22 protein-coding genes and 1 pseudogene are annotated in these 21,096 nt (G+C 65.9%); 15 read left to right on the top strand and 8 right to left on the bottom strand.

Annotated features, from left to right (window positions below; genetic code table 11):
* The first annotated feature begins 101 nt into the window (after nt 1-101).
* On the top strand, nt 102-671 hold the full coding sequence (locus tag AC5Y4F_RS09115; RefSeq protein ID WP_067931382.1) for a hemerythrin domain-containing protein: 570 nt from the start codon (nt 102-104) through the stop codon (nt 669-671).
* A gap of 40 nt (nt 672-711) precedes the next feature.
* Nucleotides 712-2,187 (top strand): protein adenylyltransferase SelO, encoded by a 1,476-nt coding sequence (locus AC5Y4F_RS09110; RefSeq protein ID WP_499996121.1) that lies wholly within the window; start codon nt 712-714, stop codon nt 2,185-2,187.
* Nucleotides 2,188-2,189: 2 nt separating this feature from the next.
* On the opposite strand, the gene AC5Y4F_RS09105 is transcribed toward AC5Y4F_RS09110, so the two are convergent.
* The 5 genes from AC5Y4F_RS09105 to AC5Y4F_RS09085 form a co-directional block, all read right to left on the bottom strand.
* On the bottom strand, nt 2,190-3,017 hold the full coding sequence (locus AC5Y4F_RS09105) for an LLM class F420-dependent oxidoreductase (RefSeq protein WP_067931377.1): 828 nt from the start codon (nt 3,015-3,017) through the stop codon (nt 2,190-2,192).
* Nucleotides 3,018-3,049: 32 nt separating this feature from the next.
* The gene (locus tag AC5Y4F_RS09100; RefSeq protein WP_499996118.1) at nt 3,050-4,621 is read right to left on the bottom strand and encodes an adenylate/guanylate cyclase domain-containing protein; all 1,572 of its coding nucleotides are present in this window, start codon (nt 4,619-4,621) and stop codon (nt 3,050-3,052) included.
* A gap of 64 nt (nt 4,622-4,685) precedes the next feature.
* On the bottom strand, nt 4,686-5,102 hold the full coding sequence (locus tag AC5Y4F_RS09095; protein WP_067931373.1) for a DUF4267 domain-containing protein: 417 nt from the start codon (nt 5,100-5,102) through the stop codon (nt 4,686-4,688).
* Nucleotides 5,103-5,161: 59 nt separating this feature from the next.
* Nucleotides 5,162-5,434 (bottom strand): hypothetical protein, encoded by a 273-nt coding sequence (locus tag AC5Y4F_RS09090; RefSeq protein WP_067931371.1) that lies wholly within the window; start codon nt 5,432-5,434, stop codon nt 5,162-5,164.
* A gap of 14 nt (nt 5,435-5,448) precedes the next feature.
* Complete coding sequence (locus AC5Y4F_RS09085) at nt 5,449-6,042, bottom strand: TetR/AcrR family transcriptional regulator (protein WP_499996115.1); 594 nt, start codon at nt 6,040-6,042, stop codon at nt 5,449-5,451.
* Between the two features lie 97 nt (nt 6,043-6,139).
* On the opposite strand from AC5Y4F_RS09085, the gene AC5Y4F_RS09080 reads away from it, so the two are divergent.
* The 3 genes from AC5Y4F_RS09080 (at nt 6,140) to AC5Y4F_RS09070 (ending at nt 8,382) form a co-directional block, all read left to right on the top strand.
* Nucleotides 6,140-7,144, top strand: a complete 1,005-nt coding sequence (locus AC5Y4F_RS09080; protein WP_499996432.1) for an oxygenase MpaB family protein — start codon at nt 6,140-6,142, stop codon at nt 7,142-7,144.
* 126 nt (nt 7,145-7,270) lie between these two features.
* A complete protein-coding gene (locus AC5Y4F_RS09075) occupies nt 7,271-7,774 on the top strand; it encodes an RNA polymerase sigma factor (RefSeq protein ID WP_499996111.1) in 504 nt (167 codons plus the stop codon).
* Nucleotides 7,771-8,382, top strand: coding sequence for a methylated-DNA--[protein]-cysteine S-methyltransferase (locus AC5Y4F_RS09070; RefSeq protein WP_499996109.1), 612 nt, complete (start codon nt 7,771-7,773; stop codon nt 8,380-8,382). Before AC5Y4F_RS09075 ends, AC5Y4F_RS09070 begins: the two co-directional genes overlap by 4 nt.
* A gap of 45 nt (nt 8,383-8,427) precedes the next feature.
* On the opposite strand, the gene AC5Y4F_RS09065 is transcribed toward AC5Y4F_RS09070, so the two are convergent.
* Nucleotides 8,428-8,829, bottom strand: coding sequence for a DUF732 domain-containing protein (locus AC5Y4F_RS09065; RefSeq protein ID WP_067931403.1), 402 nt, complete (start codon nt 8,827-8,829; stop codon nt 8,428-8,430).
* 185 nt (nt 8,830-9,014) lie between these two features.
* Between AC5Y4F_RS09065 and AC5Y4F_RS09060 the strand changes: the two genes are divergently transcribed.
* The 3 genes from AC5Y4F_RS09060 to AC5Y4F_RS09050 all read left to right on the top strand — a co-directional run bounded on the left by AC5Y4F_RS09060 (nt 9,015) and on the right by AC5Y4F_RS09050 (nt 13,147).
* Nucleotides 9,015-10,472, top strand: a complete 1,458-nt coding sequence (locus AC5Y4F_RS09060; RefSeq protein ID WP_499996107.1) for a phospholipase D-like domain-containing protein — start codon at nt 9,015-9,017, stop codon at nt 10,470-10,472.
* Nucleotides 10,473-10,554: 82 nt separating this feature from the next.
* Nucleotides 10,555-11,418 carry a phytanoyl-CoA dioxygenase family protein gene (locus AC5Y4F_RS09055; RefSeq protein WP_499996105.1) on the top strand — a complete coding sequence of 288 codons (864 nt, stop codon included), beginning with the start codon at nt 10,555-10,557 and terminating at the stop codon, nt 11,416-11,418.
* Between the two features lie 79 nt (nt 11,419-11,497).
* Complete coding sequence (locus tag AC5Y4F_RS09050; RefSeq protein WP_499996101.1) at nt 11,498-13,147, top strand: LCP family protein; 1,650 nt, start codon at nt 11,498-11,500, stop codon at nt 13,145-13,147.
* Nucleotides 13,148-13,192: 45 nt separating this feature from the next.
* On the opposite strand, the gene AC5Y4F_RS09045 is transcribed toward AC5Y4F_RS09050, so the two are convergent.
* On the bottom strand, nt 13,193-14,728 hold the full coding sequence (locus tag AC5Y4F_RS09045; RefSeq protein WP_499996097.1) for a serine hydrolase domain-containing protein: 1,536 nt from the start codon (nt 14,726-14,728) through the stop codon (nt 13,193-13,195).
* Nucleotides 14,729-14,946: 218 nt separating this feature from the next.
* Between AC5Y4F_RS09045 and AC5Y4F_RS09040 the strand changes: the two genes are divergently transcribed.
* The 6 genes and pseudogenes from AC5Y4F_RS09040 to AC5Y4F_RS09015 all read left to right on the top strand — a co-directional run bounded on the left by AC5Y4F_RS09040 (nt 14,947) and on the right by AC5Y4F_RS09015 (nt 17,801).
* Nucleotides 14,947-15,624 (top strand): M15 family metallopeptidase, encoded by a 678-nt coding sequence (locus AC5Y4F_RS09040; protein WP_499996427.1) that lies wholly within the window; start codon nt 14,947-14,949, stop codon nt 15,622-15,624.
* A 27-nt stretch (nt 15,625-15,651) separates the two neighbouring features.
* Nucleotides 15,652-16,158 (top strand): DUF2505 domain-containing protein, encoded by a 507-nt coding sequence (locus AC5Y4F_RS09035; RefSeq protein WP_067931327.1) that lies wholly within the window; start codon nt 15,652-15,654, stop codon nt 16,156-16,158.
* Between the two features lie 54 nt (nt 16,159-16,212).
* Nucleotides 16,213-16,600: pseudogene (locus tag AC5Y4F_RS09030) on the top strand (LysR substrate-binding domain-containing protein); the annotation flags it as partial.
* Nucleotides 16,601-16,627: 27 nt separating this feature from the next.
* The gene (locus AC5Y4F_RS09025) at nt 16,628-16,786 is read left to right on the top strand and encodes a hypothetical protein (RefSeq protein WP_197520468.1); all 159 of its coding nucleotides are present in this window, start codon (nt 16,628-16,630) and stop codon (nt 16,784-16,786) included.
* A gap of 63 nt (nt 16,787-16,849) precedes the next feature.
* A complete protein-coding gene (locus AC5Y4F_RS09020; RefSeq protein ID WP_067931320.1) occupies nt 16,850-17,287 on the top strand; it encodes a nitroreductase family deazaflavin-dependent oxidoreductase in 438 nt (145 codons plus the stop codon).
* Between the two features lie 55 nt (nt 17,288-17,342).
* Nucleotides 17,343-17,801: a GAF domain-containing protein gene (locus AC5Y4F_RS09015; protein WP_082947474.1), complete on the top strand. Its 459-nt coding sequence runs from the start codon at nt 17,343-17,345 to the stop codon at nt 17,799-17,801.
* 59 nt (nt 17,802-17,860) lie between these two features.
* On the opposite strand, the gene AC5Y4F_RS09010 is transcribed toward AC5Y4F_RS09015, so the two are convergent.
* Nucleotides 17,861-19,198, bottom strand: a complete 1,338-nt coding sequence (locus tag AC5Y4F_RS09010; protein WP_499996091.1) for an adenylate/guanylate cyclase domain-containing protein — start codon at nt 19,196-19,198, stop codon at nt 17,861-17,863.
* A 210-nt stretch (nt 19,199-19,408) separates the two neighbouring features.
* On the opposite strand from AC5Y4F_RS09010, the gene AC5Y4F_RS09005 reads away from it, so the two are divergent.
* Nucleotides 19,409-21,049, top strand: coding sequence for an FAD-dependent oxidoreductase (locus AC5Y4F_RS09005; protein ID WP_067938783.1), 1,641 nt, complete (start codon nt 19,409-19,411; stop codon nt 21,047-21,049).
* Nucleotides 21,050-21,096: the final 47 nt, after the last annotated feature.

Genomic DNA, 21,096 nt, shown 5'->3' with positions numbered 1-21,096 from the left:
CAGCGTCCGTTTTGGCCACGTGTACAGCGGGTATGCCCGCTCCAAGCCGCACACAGCCCAATGTGCGTCTCCCACCTTCCCCATCACGAGAGGTATCGGCGATGACAGACCTCATTATCGAATCACCCGACGAAGTCGTCGCGTTCCTGAAAGCGCAGCACAACCTCATCGAGGACATGTTTGACCAGGTGCTGCACGCTACGGACCCCAAAGCGCGCGAAGAGCCGTTCGCAACGCTGCGCCAGCTGCTTGCCGTCCACGAGACGGCCGAGGAAATGGTGGTACATCCGCGCGTGCGGCGGGAGGACGGCGACGCCGGCGACGCCATCGTCGACGCCCGCCTCGAAGAAGAGCATGAGGCCAAGGAACTGCTGTCGGCGATCGAAAAGCTCGACATCACCTCGGACGAGTTCATTGCAGAGCTCTCCAAATTGCGCGAAGCGGTGCTCGACCACGCACGGCACGAGGAGGACGAGGAGTTCCCCGTCTTGAAGCGCAAGGTAGACACCGACGACCTCAAGCGAATGGGGGCCGCGGTACGGGCCGCCGAGGCCATCGCTCCGACGCGCCCGCATCCCGGCGTGGAATCAGCGAAGCTGAACTTCGCGCTCGGCCCGTTCGCGTCCATGCTCGACCGCGCCCGCGATCTGATCGGCAAAGCCCTCGGATAGCGCCCCCGGTGCGTCCTCGAGTTTCCGTACGCTCGATGAGATGAGCGTTGCCCCGGACACCACCGTTGCTCTCCAAAACCGGTTTTACCGCGAGCTGCCGGAAATGGCGGTCCGTTGGCAGGCGGAGACGTTCCCCGAATTGCAGCTGCTGGCCCTCAACGAGCCCCTGGCCGAGGCGCTGGGGCTCGACGCCGGCTGGCTGCGCGACCCCGACGGATTGCGCTTCCTGGTCGGCAACTCCGTGCCCAGCGGCGCCACCCCGGTGGCCCAGGCCTACGCCGGGCATCAGTTCGGCGGCCTCGTTCCCCGGTTGGGCGACGGCCGGGCCCTGCTGCTCGGCGAATTGGTCGACGGTGACGGGCAGTTGCGCGACATACACCTCAAGGGCTGCGGCGCCACGCCATTCGCGCGCGGCGGCGACGGGCTGGCCGCAGTGGGGCCGATGCTGCGCGAATACATCGTCAGCGAGGCGATGCACTCCTTGGGCGTGCCCACGACGCGGTCGTTGGCCGTCGTCGGCACCGGGCGTCCGGTCCATCGCGAAGAAACGCTGCCGGGTGCGGTGCTCACCCGCGTGGCCAGCAGTCATCTGCGGGTGGGCAGCTTCCAGTTCGCGGCGTCCACCGGCAACGAGGAGCTGCTGCGCCGCCTCGCCGACCACGCGATCACCCGCCATCACCCCGCTGCCGCCGACGCGGAGAACCCGTATCTCGCCTTGTTCAAAGCGGTGGTTGCCGTCCAGGCGTCGTTGATCGCCCAATGGATGCTGATCGGATTCGTCCACGGCGTGATGAACACCGACAACATGACCATCTCGGGCGAAACGATCGACTACGGACCGTGCGCCTTCATGGAGGCCTACGACCCCGACACCGTCTTCAGTTCGATCGACTTCTGGGGACGCTATGCCTACGGAAACCAACCGGTGGTCGCCGGATGGAACCTCGCGCGCTTCGCCGAGACACTACTGCCGTTGATCTCGGAGAACACCGACGAGGCCATCGCGCTCGCGGAGCAGTCGTTCACGATATTCCAGACCCGCTACGACGCCGTGTGGGGCTCCGGGATGCGCGCCAAACTCGGCCTACCCGACGGCGTCGACGCCGAATTCGCCACGGTGCTCGTCGAGGAACTGCTTTTGTTGCTCAAGCAGAACCACATCGACTACACCTCGTTCTTCCGGCAACTCAGCCACGCGGCGCGAGGGGATGCCCAAGCCGATGCCGAACCCGTTCGCGGATTGTTCTGCGACCTCGCCGGCTTCGATGCGTGGCTGACGCGTTGGCGGGCATTGGGTCCCGACGCCGACACGATGGATCGCACCAATCCGATCTACATTCCGCGCAATCATCTGGTCGAGGAGGCCCTGACCGCCGCGACGGCCGGTGAGCTCGGCCCGCTGGAACACCTGCTCGCCGCGGTGGCCGACCCCTACACGGAACGCCCGGGTCTCGAGCGCTACGCCACGCCCGCCCCCGAGGACTTTGGCAAATATCAAACCTTCTGCGGCACTTGACCTTACGACAGCTTGGCGAGCTCGGCCTGCAACCCGTCGAGGCGTTGTAGCGTCTGATCGCGAGGCTCCGTCGGCAGGTCCAGCAACAGGTGCTCCACACCCAGGTCGCGATAGGCCTCGAGTTCTTGCGCCGCCGGCTTGCCGCCGTGGAAGTGGATCACCGGCACGTCCTTGCCGGCCACGTCCCGCAATTGCTCGAGCGGCGAAGACAACTCCTCTGCCGACGCCGTCATCGACAGCCAGCCCGCGTTCAGCCGCGCGATGCGCTTGAAGCCCGCCGGTCCGCCGCCGAGGTAAAGCGGCGGATAAGGCTTCTGGACCGGCTTGGGCCAGCTGTAGATCGGGTCGAAGTTCACGAATTCGCCGTGATATTCCGCCTTTTCGTGCGTCCAGATCTCGACCATCGCATCGAGCCGCTCGTCGACGACGCGTCCGCGGACCGAGGGATTCACGCCGTGGTTGGCGATCTCCTCGCGCAGCCAGCCGATGCCCACGCCGAATCGAAAACGCCCCTGCGACACCAGGTCCAGCGAAGCCACCTCCTTGGCAGTGTGGATCGGGTCGCGCTGGGGCACCAGAGCGATCCCGGTGCCCAGGACGAGCCGCTCGGTGGCGACCGCCGCGGCGGTCAGCGCCACGAACGGATCCAGCGTGCGGTAGTACTTCGGCGGAATCGGGCCGCCGCTCGGATACGGGGTCTTCGCGTCGACCGGGATGTGTGAGTGCTCGGCGAGAAACAGCGATTCAAAACCGCGCTGCTCGAGCGCCTCCCCCAACTCCGCGGGACCAATGCCGTCGTCGGTAACAAATGTCAGCACACCGAAACCCATGACGCTCAGTCAACAGCATCGCCGCCCGCCTGTCAGCGCGAGCTTGTCCCGGCGGCCACCGGGCCACCGTCGGTAACCGGCACCAATCGCGCCATTCCGCGCAGCAGCCACGGCGTGCGTTTCGCTATCACCGCCACGGCACGGTCCGACCTCCGCATCGACGTTCGCGGGCCGGGCGTGGGCGCCGCGGCCAGCTGCACCTCACGCGATGCACCGCTGGCGCCATGACGGTCGACGGCGACCAGCTCCCAGGCGCCGGGAACACCACGCAACTCGACGACGCCTCGCTCTTGGAATCCGATCCCGGAGCCGACGACCAAGTCACGAACCGTCCGTGACACCACGATTTCCCCGGCTCCGGCGTGACCGAGGATCCGCGCCGCAATGTGGACGGCGATTCCCCCGATGTCGGCATCCATGAGTTCGCATTCACCCGTGTGGATCCCGATCCGGATTTCGATGCCCAGTTTCTCGGCATCGTCGCGCAGGTTCTCGGCGCACCGGATGCTCTGGGTCGGGCCGTCGAACGTGATGAGGTACCCGTCGCCGGTGCTCTTCACCACGGTGCCGCCGTATCGTTCGGTGGCCTCAATGGTGATCTCAGCAAAGCGCTGCAAGACCGCGCGCCACCGCTCGTCGCCGGTCGCCGCGACGCGTTCGGTCGACGCGACGATGTCGGTGAACAGCACCGTGCGCAGGGCACGATTCAACGGTGCCGGGGTCGCGTGGCTGCCAGTGAGAAGCTCCTCGATCTCGGTGGCGATCTTTTCGGGGTCGGTGAACCACGGCGCATGGTCGGTGCCGTCGAGCTCGACCATGCGCGCGCCGGGTATGTGGTCGGCCAGATACCTGCCCGCCTGCACCGGGACCCCGGGATCCCGGGCGGCGTGCACGACCAGGGCGGGCATGGTGAGTGTCGGCAGGATCGGCCGGACGTCGATCTGGAAAGCGGCTTCAAGCGTGACCCGCGCCATTCCGGGGCTCGCGCACGAGCGCTCGAGCATTCCCAGCTGGCGTGATGACCGGACGGACGGCAGCAGACACTTGAGCGCCTCACCACTTCCCCACGCCGACAAGACAGCCCGGCCGAACTTCTGGAAGCCGATGATCTGGTCTTCAGACGGTGTGTACTCCTCGCCGATCTCGCGTATGGAGCGTGCCCGGAGCTCGGCCGGATCAAGATCGAGGTCGTCCCAACCTGCGCTGGGAAGATATGCCGCCGTCCCCGTGAGGATCAACGCCCGCGTTCGCTGCGGTCGCGTCGCGGCGAACAGAATGGCCGCCGGACCGCCCTCGCTCACCCCGAGCAGCGCAGCTCTTTCGAAGCCGGCGGCGTCCATGACGGCCTCGATCTCGGCCGCCCGATCGTCAAGAGTGCGGACCCGTGGAACGGGGTCCGACAAGCCGACGCCGGCCTTGTCGAAGAGGATGACGCGGCAAAACGTCGCGAGCCGCTCCATGAAGGCCTTGAACTCAGGCATGGACCAGTACAGCTCGACATGGCTCGCGAACGAACCAGCGAAGACGAGATCGATCGGCCCGTGTCCGAACACTTGGTACGCCAGGCTGAGATCACCGCAGTTTGCATACGCCGTCTCCGGCACGCACTGAGCGTACCGACTGCATCGCGGTCTAGAACAGCAAATACCTGCTGATTCGCTCGAGAGCTCAGTCCACGGTGGCTGGTTCTTCGGCCACCACCCTTTTGTTCCGGCGGGGGGTCGGACGGACCGCGCCCCAGAGGCCGGTGGCGACGCCGACCGCGGCGCCGCCCAGGCCGATGATCCGCTGCGACGGCTTCATTTCGCCGTACACGCTCATCCCGCCGACCAGGTCGGCCACGTCGGCACCGGCAGAGGCCAGGAACCAGCCGCGGGTGTTCTTACCGCGCAGTGCCGCGCCCGCGAGCAGGATACCGATCAGCGCGTCGCGATAGCCCATCGATCGCAACAGCAGTTGCGTGGTCGGCGTCGGTTCGTCCGGGTCCCCCCACAATTTGTTCGCCCGCAGAGGGTCGACGAGGAAGGACACGCCAGAGGCAAGTCGGATAGTGCCCGCAACAAGGCCGAACCGATCGATGGACATGCTCTGAGAGCCTAGGAGCAAACCGTCCGACCGCGCACGCATTCCGTCCCGCAAGTCACTCATGGCGCGGGGCAGGAATCGGCGAGCTGCAGCGCCGCCGGCCACAGCACGGTGGCAAGCCCGAAGGCCGCGGCGTCGGCACCCGTGGGCGCCACCACTTCTATGCGGGCCTGAATTCGCTGGGTCTGCTCGGAGTGAAAAACGGTCCACGCGAACCCAATACACAGATACGGGATGGCCAGCCACACCGCCAGTTCGATCAGAGCGCCGACGCTGACCCTGTGCCCGAGGATGCGCCGGAGGGAATCCATCGCGTGTTCGATTCCGCCCATAACCGCACTCCCGGCTACCGCAGCACCAGTTTCAGAGCGTAGTCGACCACGACCTCGAGATCGGTGCCCAGCTGCCCGGCGAGCCACTGCTGCGCGAGCTCGGCCATGGCGCCCGTGTACAGGGCCGCGGCGACCTCCGCGGCCACCGGATCGGAATCGGGGTTGAGACGCCAACCCTCGGTCAGCACACCCTCGCGCAGCCTGTCCTGCGTGGCGCGGCGCCGGACGGCCAGTACCGGGTTGGTGCGCGCGTCGGTGAACAACACCCGGCCCCGGCGCGGGTCGGCCGAGGAGAAGCCGAGCACCGCCGCGATGCCGGCCCGGGTCCGCGCGGCCAGCGAATCGCCCGCCTGCCCGATGGCGGCCTCGATCACTTCGCCGAGCTGCTCGCTCACCTGGTCGTAGACGGCGCCGAGTAGATCGTCGGTGTCTGCGAAACTTTCGTAGAAATACCGCGTGTTCAGCCCGCATTCCCGGCACACCGACCGCACCGAGACGGCCGCCTCACCGCCGCCGAACAGCCGATAGGCGGCCTCCACCAGCAGCGCACGACGTTCGGCGCGGCGGTCCTTCAGTGGTATACCGGCCCACCGGGTGGGACTCGACATCCCTACAGCGTAGGTCGAGAAGGCTGCGGTCTTGTCACACCTGTAGCCAAAACTTATTCTGGTCACAGTCGTGACCAGAATTTCGAGGGAGTATGCCGTGTTCCTGCCGCACCAGATCGTCGGGCAGCTGATCAACAAACGGTTGGACGACAACATGCGACGGTTCTTCTTCCGCGGCATGGAGTTCGCCGCGCCCGTCGGCGATCCGGGCTGGTTCGGTCCGGAAAGCGCCGTGTGGCGGGTGCACTCGCATTTGCCCGCGCTGATCTTCGGACTGCAGTGCGCCGCCTTCATGGAGACCCTGGACCCATCGATCTATTGGATGGGCATGCACCACTCGCGACTCATCAAGCGCGACAGCGACGGAAACCCGATATCGCAGGTGCCCCACATCGATCCCCAAGGCGCCGCGACACGACTGGGCCACTCGGTGGCGTTCTTCATCGGCACGGCATACGGGTCGACGGAAACCGCTGAGCGCCTGGCCAAGTCCGTGCGCGCGATGCACCACACCATCAAGGGCACTCGTCCCGACGGCGCCCGCTACGACGCCGATGACCCCGAGTGGCTGCGGTGGAACTACGCGACGGTCGTCTGGGGCCTGGCCACGGCACACGAGCTTTATCACCCAATGCCGTTGCGCGGTAAGAAACTCGACCGCTACTACGGAGAGTTCGTCCGGGTCGGGCACGCGCTGGGAGGCACCGACCTGCCGACCACGAAGGCCGAGACGCTCGAATGCCTGGAGTCCTACCTACCGAAACTGGCTGTCACCTACGGCAAAGCGATGGGCACCGGCCCCAACGTCTCCATGCCGCAGGCGGCGGTCGACTGGGCCATCCGCGACACCATGCCGAAGTGGGCCAAGCAGATGCTGCAGCACCGCGACTGCAACATCGTCGAACGCACCGCCCGTCGCACCGCGGTGTGGTCGATCATCAACGGGATCAACGCCGCAGCCGGCCCCCCGCCGGAATTCAAGCAGGCCCAGGCCAGAGTCAAGGGGGGCACCACGGTCCCGCACACCCTGCCGACCTACGTGCTCGGCAGCGATGAGGTCCGCACCCGCTCCGAGGTGGAGCGCAGCTTCCAGTCGGTGTAGTCGCTCCGCCGCCTCCGGTGCTCGACCCGTGGTGATCGCGAGCTCAACGGGAGTTGCGCGCTGCGGTCACCGCACAACGACACTGGGGACATCTCACGAAGTTCCCCGGCGAAACGTCTACACAGCGTGACAGCCAAACGACCGTTTGAGGCGGTGGTCGTCGACCACGGCCGCGCCGTATTGCGGGTATGCCGCGCCATCATCGGGCCGGTCGACGCCGACGATGCCTGGTCGGAGACCTTTTTGGCCGCGCTGCGCGGCTACCCGGAACTGCCCCACGACGCCAACGTCGAGGCCTGGCTGGTCACCATCGCGCACCGCAAAGCCATTGACCTGACCCGGGCCAGGACCCGACGCGCGGTGCCGACCGACGAGATCCCGGAAGCCGCCCGCCCGGCCGATCCCGGCAGGGACGACGACCTCGCCGACGCCCTCGCCCGGCTGCCCGCCAAGCAGAAGCAAGCCGTGGCCTACCACTATCTGGCCGGGCTGCCCTATTCCGAGATCGCCGCCATCCTGGGCGGCAGCCCCGAGGCCGCCCGGCGCGCCGCCGCCGACGGCATCGCCACCCTCAGGCGCACATACCCCGGCATCGCCGCCGGCACGACCGGGACAGGAGAACACCGATGAACAACGAACGCGAGTTGACCCGCGACCTGGTGCGGCGCACCGACGGCACCACCGACGACTTCGACGCACTGCACGCACGGCTCGCCTCCGCCGCGCAATCCGAAGGCATCCTGGACATCGCCTACCGCGTCATCGACGGCCCGGTCGGGGCGTTGCTCATCGCCGCCACCGAGCTTGGCCTGGTCCGCGTCGCCTATGCCAACGAGGGCCACGACAGCGTCCTGCAAAGCCTCGCCGACCGAATCAGTCCACGCATCCTGCTCGCACCCGGCCGTCTCGACATGGCCGCAAGGCAGCTCGACGAGTACTTCGCCGGCGAGCGGCGCGAATTCAGCGTCCCGCTGGACTGGCGGCTCTCGGCCGGATTCCGCAACACGGTACTTCGTCAGCTGCCCGAGATCGGCTACGGCCACACCGCGAGCTACGCCGCGGTTGCCAAGCTGGCCGGCAATCCCACCGCGGTCCGCGCCGTCGGCAGTGCCTGTGCCACCAATCCGCTACCGATCGTGGTGCCCTGCCACCGTGTGGTCCGCAGCGACGGCGCGATGGGCGGCTACCTCGGGGGGGCGGCGGCCAAACGCACCCTGCTCACACTCGAGGCCGCATAGGCCGATTCGGACGAAATCTGTTGCAGCACAACTTGATACGACAGACTACGCGGCGCCCGGAGTGATGATGGGAAGGTCGATGATCGGGGGTGGCTGCGGCGTCGGCGCGGGCGGCGGCGGCGGGGTGACTTGTCGTCCTAAGTGCTGGGGGCAGTAGGCGCTCGCCGCGATCATGGTGAATTGGGCGGCGCCGTCGACCGTGAATCCCGGATTACTCGCCGACACGCTCTTGATGACGTCGACCTGGGAGTTGCCCTGGTCCATCAGTTCGCAGGCCCTTTTACCCACGCCGACGGCGGCAGCCGGGTCCTGATAGGTGATGCCCGCTTGGTTGAGCGCGGCGATGAACCCGGCATCAGCTGCCGCATCGCCGGCGGGATCGGCGTAGGCGGGCGCGGCCATACCGCTGAGCACCGCGCAGCCCGCGATCACGACCAGCATTCGCATCGCTTCATCGTCATACAGATCGGCGCCGGTGTCCCGCCGGGCCCCGCCGCCTGCGCATAACCGCGGCAACACGGCACATCGAGCGCCCGGCTGGGCAATTCCTCACGAATCCTGGCACCCGCCGTCGATGTGGTACACAGTGGCTATGTCCGCGCTGTCCCATCAACATCGTTGAGAGCCCCGGCGTGCACGACGATCGACTTCTGACTCCCGGCCAGACCTGCTGGCGCACCGCGCCGGCCGACCGGTTCGTCCCCGTCATCGACGCCGCCGATTACTTCAAACACGTCAAGGCCGCGATGCTGCGCGCCCGCCATCGAATCATGCTGATCGGCTGGGATTTCGATTCCAGAGTGACGTTCGAGCGGGGCGCCAAGACACTTCCGGGGCCAAACCAACTGGGTGCGTTCCTTTACTGGATACTGTGGAAACGGCCGGGGCTGAATGTCTACCTCCTGAAGTCCAATCTGCGCCTGCTACCGGCCTTCGACGGCATCTGGTTCGGCCTCACCCCGGTGTCGCTGCTGAACCAGATCAGCAGCAGGCGAATGCATCTCGCTATCGACGGCGCCCACCCCATCGGCTCAGTGCATCATCAGAAGATCGTGGTGGTCGACGATGCGGTGGCGTTCTGCGGCGGCATCGACTTGACGCTCGAACGATGGGACACCCGTGACCACGCGCATCGCAACCAGCACCGCCGGACGGTGGGACGCGGCTACGGTCCGCGACACGATGTCGGCCTGGCCGTCGACGGTGCGGCGGCGCGAGCCCTGGCTGAGCAAGCCCTGACCAGGTGGCAGACCGCGACCAAACAATCGCTGTCGCCGGTGCAGGCCAAGCACAGCGCGTGGCCGAGCAAACTGGAACCGAGCCTGCGCCACGTCGACGTCGGAATCGCACGCACCGTGCCCAAGCTCGAGGATTCCGCCGAGGTGCGGGAGGTCGAAGCGCTCAACCTGGCCGCCATCGCGGGGGCACGCGACACGTTCTATGTGGAAAACCAGTACCTGGCGTCCAGAACCATTGCCGAAGCGCTGGCCGCGCGGCTGCGCGAAGACGAGGGTCCAGAGATCGTCATCGTGCTGGCCCGCAGAGGCAACAACCCGCTCGAGCGGGGAACCATGGACAGCGCACGCCATCGCCTCATCCAACTGTTGTGGAAAGCCGACGAACATAAACGGTTGGGCGTGTATTGGCCGGAGACCGACGGCGGCGCGCCGATCTACGTCCATTCGAAGGTGCTGGTGGTCGATGATCGGCTGCTCCGCATCGGCTCCTCGAATTTCAACAACCGGTCCATGGGGTTCGACAGCGAGTGCGACGTGGCCATCGAGGCGCAGCCGGGTAATTCCGAACACGACCACCTGCGCCGCGAAATCGCTTCGGTGCGAAACAAATTGATGGCAGAACACCTCGGTGTTTCGGTCGGCGAACTGGAGCAGGCGATCGATGAACATCGGTCGGTCTTGAAGGCCATCGAGGCACTTCGGGGAGACGGCAAGACGCTGCGGCCCTTCACGGAGCGCAGCATCGCCAACGAGGCGGGCCCGCTGGCCGAGAACGACCTGATGGATCCCGACCACGTCCCGCGGTCGCTGACCCGCAGCGTACAGCGATTCATCACCGGCCTTCGGGGCTGACCGGCCGGCGATTTAAGTCTGGGTGGGCCTGCACTCGGCCTAGTGTGGGCAGGAGCGCCAGTGGATTAAGGACGAGCAACCCATGAGCATCGACGACGACTCCGTGACCACGCTGGAGGACCTGCGGGGCGATCTGGCGCAGCGCTACAAACGGACACCGACCGGTGGAGGTTCGGTGGACAGCGCGATCGTCGAGGCCGACATGGCGGCGCTGAGTCGCGACGGGTACGTCATCTGGGAAAACCTGCTCACCTCCGAGCAGTGCTCGCAGATTCGTGAGGTCGTGCGCCCTTGGCTGGGGCACACCGGACGCAACTCCTTTGAGGGCCTACGCACCCAGCGCATCTACAGCGTGCTGAGCAGGACCCGGGTGTGCGATCGACTCGTCGATGAGCCGCGGGTGCTGGCAGTGCTCGATCGGCTGCTTATGCCTAACTACCTGCTTTCGGCGTTGCAGGCCATCAACATTCAGCCCGGGGAGGTCGCACAGCTGGCACACCACGACGACGGCTTCTACCCGATTCCGCGGCCCCGGGCGCCGCTGGCGGCCGCGACGATCTGGGCGATCGACGACTTCACCGCCGACAACGGCGCCACCGTCATCTATCCGGGCAGCCACCGCTGGGGAAAACGCCGGCCCGGTCCGATCGATCAGGCCATGCCCGTCGTCATGCCCGCAGGGTCGTGCGTCTTCTTCGTGGGCACACTGTGGCACGGTGGGGGCGCCAACAACAGCGGCCGCGACCGCCTCGCCGTCACCGCCCAGTACTGCCAACCGTGGCTGCGGCCGATGGAGGCCTACACGCTGTCGATATCGCGCGACATCGCCCGAGCCGTCTCCGATGACATTCGCCGGATGCTCGGCTATAGCATCCACCCGCCGTTCGTCGGCAACGTCGACGGTCTTCATCCGTTGCGGCTGTTGGACGCCGGGCCGCAGCCCTAGCTTGCGCCTGATCAGGAAACAGGGCGCTTGAGCGTTCACCGGTTTGAAGCACCGCTACCTGGCTATTCTCAGTTCTGTCATGACGCGTCGAGCGGGCCCGTCCGACGAGCAAGAAGCGGATTCGCCGGCGCCCGGGCCCCAGAATCGCTTGCACCGCAACCACAGGATTGTGGCCGGTGCCAAGGTGCTGGCCGCGCTGATATCGCTGGTGCTGGTGGCCGCCATAGGCATTGCCTGGCACGCCTACCGCAGCGCGACGGCGAGCATCACCAAATCCGAGGCATTGGCCGATGAACCCGCGTCGACCGGTAGCGACCAGAACATCTTGATCATGGGCCTAGATAGCCGCCGCGATCAGCACGGACAGCCGTTGCCACACGACATTTATGACGCCCTGCACGCGGGCAACGAGGATTCCGCTGACGGCGATTCCGACGCGCTCATCGTGGTGCACCTGCCCGCCGGCGACGGTCCGGTCACAGCGATCTCGATCCCGCGCGATGACTATGTCGAGCTGGCCGGATGCCCGACCACGGATTGTCGCGGGAAGATCAAGGAGGCCTACAGCTTCGCGTATCAGCGCGTGATGTCCGGCCACGGCTCCGCCGGCGCGCATCCGAATTCGACCCCGCTTCAAGGGCAGGACTCCGCCTCACGGGAACAAACCGCACGGGAGGCGGGCCGCAAAGCCGAAATCAGCACCGTCAAAAACCTTCTGCAAATCCCGATCGATCACTTCGTCGAAGTCACCCTGGCCGGATTCTTCCAAATCGCGCGGGTGGTGGAACCAATCACGGTGTGCCTCAGCGCGGACACTTCGGATCGTTACTACTCCGGCGCAGACTTTCACCGAGGCATGCAACAGCTAAACGCAACTCAGGCGCTGGCGTTCGTTCGGCAACGCCGCGACCCTGACGACGCGGCATTCACCGACCTCGATCGAAACCGGCGCCAACAGGCATTCATCGTCGCCGTCGTCACCGCGATGCGCCGCGGGGGGACGTTGTCGGACCCCACCAAGCTGCACGCCCTGCTGGACGTCGCCAGGCAAAACGTCGCCGTCGACGCCGGTTTCGACTTCGACGATCTCGTGCGTAACGCCTTGGCATTCGCCAACAGCCCGATAGTGCTGTACACCTTGCCGGTCACCGGCTTCGGCGAAATCCCGAACGGCGCCTACGTGAACTTCATCGACGTACCCACCATCCGCTCCATCGTGCGCAACCTGGTGGGCGCCGATTCGTCGACAACGCCGTCGACCGCCAGCCCCACCATGGCAGCGCAACCGGACAGCGGCGCGCAGGGCACCGTCGGCAGCGTCGCGCTCGACGTCGTCAACGCCTCGGGCCGAGCAGGCGAGGCGGCGAATGTCCAAATGCTCTTGGCGACTGGAAGGTTCACTGAAGGGACCGTCAGCACCGCCGACTCCACCACCGAGACGAGCGCCATCGCCTACGGACCCGGTGCGAAGACAGCGGCCACCGAGCTCGCCGACCAGTTCGACATGACGGCGACCGCATCCGAGGACATCGCCCGCGACACGGTGCGGTTGACCGTCGGAACCGATTTCTCCCGGTTCGACCGCCACCGCAACTACACGTCGGAATCGCCGACCGCAACGTCCACGGCCCCCGTCACCACGGTGCCGGCCACCGGCGCCGGCACGCAGGAACCTGCCGTCACCAACCTCTCGCGGATGACCGCCGACGGCATTCCCTGCGTGAAATGACTAGAGCTAAGGTGTTTTCCGGGGTGCAGGTGTCGAGGCCGTGGTCTATGGCCCGGCGCCGTAGAGGTGCAAGGCTTGAGCCGCCGCCGTAGCCACGGCGCCTCTGAGATTCGAAATCGGCGGGCTCCCCCGTAGGTGGATCGAGTTCGAGAGCAGAATGACGTAGGTGTCTGAACCGGGGTCCATCCACAGCGTGGTCCCGGTGAACCCGGTGTTGCCAAAGCTGCCGACGGGAAACACCTTTCCGCGTGGCCTGGAAAAGGCCGTATCGATGTCCCAGCCGAATCCAAACAGGCTTTGCCCCTCGATCGCCGGATACTTCGGAGCGTGAGCTTCGTGAGCGGCACGGTTTGCCGCTTCGACTTGTTCGGCGGTATGGCCGGGCTGCTGGGGAGTCGTCATCAGCTCGAGAGTTTCTGGTCGCAAAGGGAACTCGCTCGGGCGGCGGGCCAGCCGATCAAGCAGCGCCTGCGCAAAGATGCTGACATCGTGCGCCGTCGAGAACACGCCGGCGTTGCCGGCCACTCCCCCCATGCGGCGCGCCGTCGGGTCATGCACCGTACCCCGAAGCAGGGCAAAAAAATCCGGGTTCTTGCCGGGGTCGTCTCTACTTTCCTCGTCGCGCGCCGTTGGCGCGATCCGCGGCAGGAGGCTGGTGTTCCAAGTCCCCGCGGGACAAGTCGCCGGCTCGCCTCCCGTAGGCCCTGAAGACCAGGCAACGGCAGCGCCTTTCACCACGTGGGGACCGCATGCTTTACCGGCGGGAAGGTAGCGGGTGTCTTGCAGGCCAAGCGGCGCAAAGACATTGCGTTGGACATACGTGTCTTGCGCCTCGCCCGTGGTCTTTTCGAGCAGCGCGCCCAGCAGGATGTAGTTGATGTCGGAGTATCGGAAAAGCTCACCCGGGCCCGACTGCAGCGGCGTCGTGAGCGCACGATGAATGCCTTCCGCTTTGTCGGGTGCGCCCAGCCCCCAAGGATCTTTGAGACTGACGTCGATGCCTTCGCCGGAAAAGTTGGTGAGCAACATACGCACGGTGACCTTGGCCCGCCGTGGATCGTTGGTTGTGTTGAAGTCCGGCAGATATTTCTGCACCGGATCGTCGAACGCCACCTTGCCCTGTTCGTAGAGCTGCATGATGGCGACCGCAGTTGCGAGGCACTTCGTCAACGACGCCAGGTCGAAGATCGTGTCCTCGGTCATCGGCTCCGCGGGTGCGGGCGACCCGTCCAACCCAGGTTCGCCTGCCAGTTTGCGCAACCCGTACGCCTGGTGGAAGGCGACGTGGCCGCCGTGGCCGACCACCACCACGCCACCCGGCAGCCCGTCCGCCGCGATCGCGTCGTTCATCAGCTTGGAGACGGTCGCGAAGTCGGGCCCGGGAACCGCAGCCGGAACCTCCGCCGGCGCAGGCGCCGGCGGAGGCGGGTATGCGGGCTGTTGTGGGCGCTCGGCCACTGGTGTGTGTGCCGTAAACGCCCAGGGTGACGCCGCGATGAGGCCGAGCAGCACAATCGCGACCACGACCGTCTTGCGCAGCGAGGTTGGCCGGAACTTCCACCTACCAATGACCACCGGCATACGGCAAGGGTAAGTCGACGGCCTGATGGCATCCACTACGTCTTCGGTTTCGGAGCAAACCGGCTGTCGCGCAGCCGGTTAGGGGCGGAGTGCAGTAGCGTTGGCCGCGGACGTGTCGCGACGCCCGGTCGCGGCGGTCTAGTCGGTCTGGAGCGAGCGGTGAGGACGAATTCCCATTGACGCCCGGCAGGCGATGGGTTGTCGTGCTGGCGGGCGCGATGGCGGCCGGGGTCACGTTGACCCAATGCACCGCCGCGCCGGCGCCCCCCGCCGCCAGGTCATCGTCCGCCGCGTCGTCGGCGGCCGGCCCGCCGCCGACAGCCGCCCCGCCGCCGCCTGCCGATAGCAACGTTCGGCCGGTCAGCGCCGCGGAGCTTGGCGCGACCTGGCGACCGGGCTGCCCGGTGGGGCCCGCACAGCTACGACGAGTCGAGGTCGACCACATCGGTTTCGATGGACAGACGCACCGCGGTGAACTGATCGTGCACCAGGACGTGGTGCCGGAGGTCATCACGGTCTTCGCGCAGCTGTACCGACTTGGGTTTCCGATCGACAAGATCCGCACAGCCGACCACTATGCGGCGGCCGACGACGAGCTCTCCATGGCGGACGACAACACGTCGGCGTTCAACTGCCGAGGCATCCCGGGAAGCGGCCACTGGTCTCAACACGCCTATGGTCGGGCGATCGACGTCAATCCACGTCTCAACCCGTGCGTCGACGCCACCGGCACCTTCCAGCCGCAAAACGCCGCGAACTACCTGGACCGCGGCCGAAGGGAGCCAGGACTCCTCCACGACGGGGACCCCGCGGTGCGCGTCTTCACCGACCGCGGGTGGCGGTGGGGTGGTCACTGGACGGCGCCCATCGATTATCAGCATTTCGAGCGATCCTGAACCGCGACTCTGCAAGAATGCATGGATATGTCGCGCTCATTCGACGTCTCGACCGAGTCACCCGCCAGTGTTCAACAAATCCATGCCGCATTCGGTCGCGAAGACTATTGGGTAGCCCGCATCGCCGATGCCACCAACATCACCTTGGATTCGCTGGTGGTCGACGCCGACGGCACGGTGACAGTGAGCACAACCCAGCATTTCGGTCGTCAACTGTTACCCGGGCTGGTCACCAAACTCGTCAAAGGTGACCTCAAGCTGATGCATACCGAGATATGGCGGCCAGACGGTGACCGGCGGGTGCGCGGGCAAGCCAGCGTCTCGGCGTCCGGTGGATTGGGATCTGGTCACATGGAGACCTGGCTGGCACCGACGGATGACGGCGGTTGCCAACTGCGCTCGGCCGTGCGCGTGGAAGTGAAGATCCCCTTGCTCGGTGGCAAACTCGAGAAATCCATCGGATCCGATTTGGCCAACGGCATCCCTGAGATACTGCGCTTCACCACCATGTGGATTACCGAAAACGCGGCGTAACTCGTCGGTCGCGCCCTGATAGTGGTGGGTAAGGGATTCGCGCCGGCACAAGCAGTCGACAACATGGTCGACCCGATCAAGGACGGTTACGACGTCGTGTTCGGTCCCGGACCGCTACAGGATTCAACGCTGATCGCGCTAAAAGCCTTCGACCTGAACCTGTTCCTGTGCGCCTCAAGCGATTTCGTAGCCCAAACGAAGGGGCAGATCACCGCGCCCGCGCAGCTGAACGCTCTGCCGTTCATCGACTTCGGATTCTGCGGGCCCCGAAAGCCGCGAACGACCAAACTCGACAGACGACATGAGTTGTCGCCACGAGTGCGCGCGCGGGTCAACAACTTTCAGGTGTGCAAAAAGTACATTCTGCACCACCCTGATCAGCGCCTTCTATGACACGGCGTGTCAGATCATCGCCGAGAACATCGCCCGAGCAGAGACCTAAGAGTGCGGCCGAATTGAAGGACACCTTATGCCCAGTGAACCCGACCATCCACCGAAGGCCACGCCACAACCGAAGCGGGTGCACCTCACGCCCGAGGACGTGGAGAGGTTCGGCGACGAGGAGCAGGTGCGCGAGGCGTCAGACGAGCGCCGGCTGCGCGACGAGCAACCGCCGCACCACCACTAACGCCGGGGGCGCTGTGAAGACAGCACTGGCGAAGTGCGATGCCGCTGAGTGAGACTGGTAGCCATGAATCTCGTGGAAAGGGTCTTCTCGCAGGTGCTGCGGGTGCACGACACGGTCTATCAGAAGACGAACGGCTGGATCGGTCATCGCACATTGTGGATACCGAGCCTGCTGCTGCACACCGTCGGCGCGAAGACCGGTAAACAACGCACGACGTCGCTGACCTACGCCCGCGACGGTGACAACTATCTGATCGTCGCCTCGAAGGGCGGTGCGCCCAAGTCTCCCGACTGGTACCACAACCTGAAGGCCAATCCCGACGTCGAGATCAACGTCGGCCCAAGACGTTTCGCCGTCACCGCACGACCGGTGCTGTCCGGCGATCCCGACTACCAGCGGCTATGGCAGATCGTCAACAAGAACAATCAAAACCGCTACAACGAATACCAGAAGAAGACGTCGCGCCCGATTCCCGTGGTGGTTCTCGCCCCGAAGGGCTAATACAGTCCGGAAAACGGCTCCTATCGGGCGGCCGCGTCGCGGCATGATGTCTCTCGTGGTCGCCGTTTACCGCGCGCCGATGCGATCCCGCAACGATGCAATCGAGCCCCAAGCCACCATCGATCGCGCTCGGCGGCTCGGCGTGTGCGGGTTCGGGCAATTCGTGAGCCGGTCGGCCGAACGCGAGCGGCTCGCCCGTCGGGTCATTCGGTTCGCCGAGCTCGACGACGGCTCGTTCGTGTGGACCCGCGACCCCCATGGGTGGTTCTGGTTGGGCCGTATCTCGGGGCCGTACGTCCACGACACCGGCAAAGCCGCTGCGGCGGCGGATTTGGTGCACATACGACCCTGCGAGTGGCTGTCCATGCCGATCCTGGAACACGACGTGCCGGCCGCCGTCGTCGCCACCTTCGGCCGGGGCGGACGGAACTTCCAGGAAATCCACCATCCCTCGATCGGCGCTGAGACCCAATCGATTTGGGATGCACGGATAGATCGGCCCGCACCGGACTAGAGCACCGCGGAGCCCAGGACACCTGAGCTGCCGTAGCTGTCGCGAGTACGCCCTTTCGGTCAACCTTCGACGGCGAACAACGGCCACTCGCCCGCCACACCCTTGAGGGTGTGCGCGCCGCCAGCGGCAAAGCCAAGACCCGACCCGGCGACCAGATCTACGACGATGCGCGAGACGAGCACCTCGCCCGCCCCGGCCGCCGCTGCGACACGCGCGGCGATGTTAACGGAGATGCCGCTGATGTCGTCGTCGCGCAACTCCACCTCCCCCGTGTGTACGCCCGCCCGCACCTCGAGACCCAGGCTCCGCAGCACGTCGCGGATCGCCATGGCACACCGGATCGCGCGGGCGGGTCCATCGAACCGGGCGAGGAAGCCGTCACCCGTCGTGTTGACCTCACGGCCACCGAAGCGCTCGAGTTGGCGCCGTACCTGGGCGTCGTGCCTTCCGAGCAACTCCTTCCATCGCTGGTCGCCAAGCTCGACTGCTCGCTTCGTGGAGTCGACGATGTCGGTAAACAGCACCGTGGCCAGGACGCGCTCGACCGGGGGCTGCGGCCGCACGCCGGTAAGGAACTCCTCGATCTCATCGAGCAGGGCATCGGCATCGCCCGTAAAGAACAGGTGGTCCTCGCCGTCGATCTCGACGAACTTGGCCCCCCGGATGCGGTCGGCGAGGTAACGACCCATCTCGAGCGTCACCATCCGGTCGTTACGCCGGTGGAGCACGAGCGTGGGCACCTGGATCGCGGGCAGCACGTCGCGGATGTCCAGCTGCGGATAGAGCGCGAAGATGTTACGGACCATGCCCGGACTGGCGGCGACACGCTGCAGCCGCGCCCACCACCGCCGCAGATCGGCGTCGCCCCGCCGGCTCGGAGCCCATGCACCCAGTCCGACGCCCTCCCCCCAACGCTTGGCACTCACCTCGACCAACGCCGACAGCTGCTCCTCGGTGACGCCGAGCGGGTAGTCAGTCGCTCGGAGCAGGCGAGAGAAAGTTCCATATAGGGCAAGCGCATTCACCCGATCGGGGTGGCCTGCTGCCGTCAGCATCGCCATCGTGCCACCCTCGGAAACGCCCACGAGGTCGGCGCGTTCACATCCGGCCGCGTCCATGACGGCGCACAGGTCGTCGACGGACTCTTCCAACGTCGGTGCGTGCATTACCGGATCCGAGAGGCCAGTGCCCCGCTTGTCAAAGGTGACGACGCGACGAAAGGACGCGAGTCGCGAGTAGAAGTGGACGACCGACGGTTCCTCCCACATGATGTCGAGGTGCGAGATGAAACCGGGTGCGACGACGAGGTCGGGTCCCTGTCCTGTCACCGAGTATGCGATGTTCAGGCCGCCGCTCTGGGCATAGCGGATATCCGGCGGGCTGCCCGCGACGTGCATGGTCGAACCTTACGCCTGCATCGGCCACATTAAGTCGCACTGAGCCATCCAACGACTGCGGCGCCCGTATGGGCCCGCGATTCTGAGGCGGATGCCTCATGTGCCGCCCACGGTGTGCGATGGACGATACCTGCATTGAAAATGTCGGCACCACCCGCGAAAGCGCCTCGTGAACCAGTGGCGTCGCGCGAAACAAATTGGGAGGCAAACATGTTCACCACAGAAGAGCTGGCCACGATTCCGCTCTTCTCGACGCTCAGGGACAAAGAACTCGAATATCTTGCGGGCGCCGTGGAGGACATCCACCTCATCGGCGGGGAGTACGTAGGCCACGAGGGCGAAGGCCGGTCCCTTGCGATCGTGGTCGACGGCAAGGCCGAGCTGACGAAGCTGGTGAACGGAGTCGAGCAGGTAATCGGCGTGCGACTTCCGGGCGAAGTTGGAGGCGAGATCCCGATGACGCTCGGTACTCCGTTGCCCGCCAGCATGCGAGCCGTTGGGCCGTCACGGGTATTGAAAATGACGGTCGAGGTGTTCCACACGCTCGCCGCGATGGCGCCCCAGATTTCCGAAATGGTCGGTGCCGCCGCACTGGAGCGCATGGAGATGCTCAGAAACGCCACCGCCCAACCGCGCGAGCCTGCAATGTTCGTGATCGGCCCGCGTGTCGACCCGGGAGTGCATCATTGCGACGTCTTCCTGCATCGCAACCAGATTCCTTTCGAACGCCTGGACCCGGACGATCCCGCGACACCGGAAGGCGCCGCAGACGATCCCACCGCCTATCCGACGGTGGTGCTGCGCGACGGCACGCGGCTGACTACCCCGACAATGCGCGCGGTTGCGCGGGCCGCTGGGCTGACCGTCGAGCCAAGCCGGGCGCGTTACGACTTGGTGATCGTGGGTGGCGGCCCGGCGGGCCTGACGGCGGCGGTCAACGGCGCCTCCGAGGGTCTTCAGACGGGACTGATCGAATCCTTCGCCCCCGGAGGGCAAGCCGGCACCTCGACCCGGATCGAGAATTACACGGGTTTCCCGTTCGGCGTCTCTGGCGACGACCTCGCGGCGCGGACGCTGCAGCAGGCGAAAAGGTTGGGTGCCGAGATCGTCGTGACCCGTCATGTCGAAGACATCGACCCCGACCACCTGACCGTCACGCTGGATGGGGGCGACGTCCTGCGCACCAGGTCGATCGTGCTTGCGATGGGAGTGGAGTGGCGACGACTCCGAGTCGATTCGATCGACCGCTTCGTCGGCTCCGGTGTCTATTACGGCGCGGCGCGCAGCGACGCGGGTCTGGCGCAGGGCAACGATGTGTATTTGATCGGTGCGGGCAATTCGGCCGGCCAGGCCGCCGTTTTCCTCAGCAACCACGCGCGATCCGTCACGCTCCTCGTGCGGGGCGAGTCGCTCGCCGAGAGCATGTCCCACTACCTCATCGAGCAGATCGCGACGAAAACGAACATTCGGGTGGAGACGCGATCGGAGGTCGTCGCGGCGCTCGGGGGCGAAGAACTCGAGGCGATCGACGTGATCGATCGAAGTGCTGGCACCACATCTCGACGGGACGCGAGGGTGCTCTTCGTGCTCATCGGTGCCGAAGCGACGACGGACTGGCTCCCCTCGGAGATCGCGCGCGACGAGCATGGCTTCGTGCTGACGGGGATCGACGCGATGAAAGCCGGTCACTGGAACGTCGAACGCGAGCCGTTCACACTTGAAACGAGCGCGCCCGGGATTTTCGCAGTCGGCGACGTTCGCTCCGGATCGGTAAAGCGCGTCGCGGCATCCGTCGGTGAAGGCGGCATAGCGGTCGCCCTCGTACATCGATACCTTCAACTCCCCCGCTAGACGCGCTTGCATCCGTTCGGCGAACTCCTGTCGTGTACCCGAGCGAG

Source organism: Mycobacterium sp. NGS56 (genome assembly GCF_059812425.1).
Note: the sequence above shows the minus strand (reverse complement) of the source record. Positions and strands in the feature narration are given on the sequence as shown.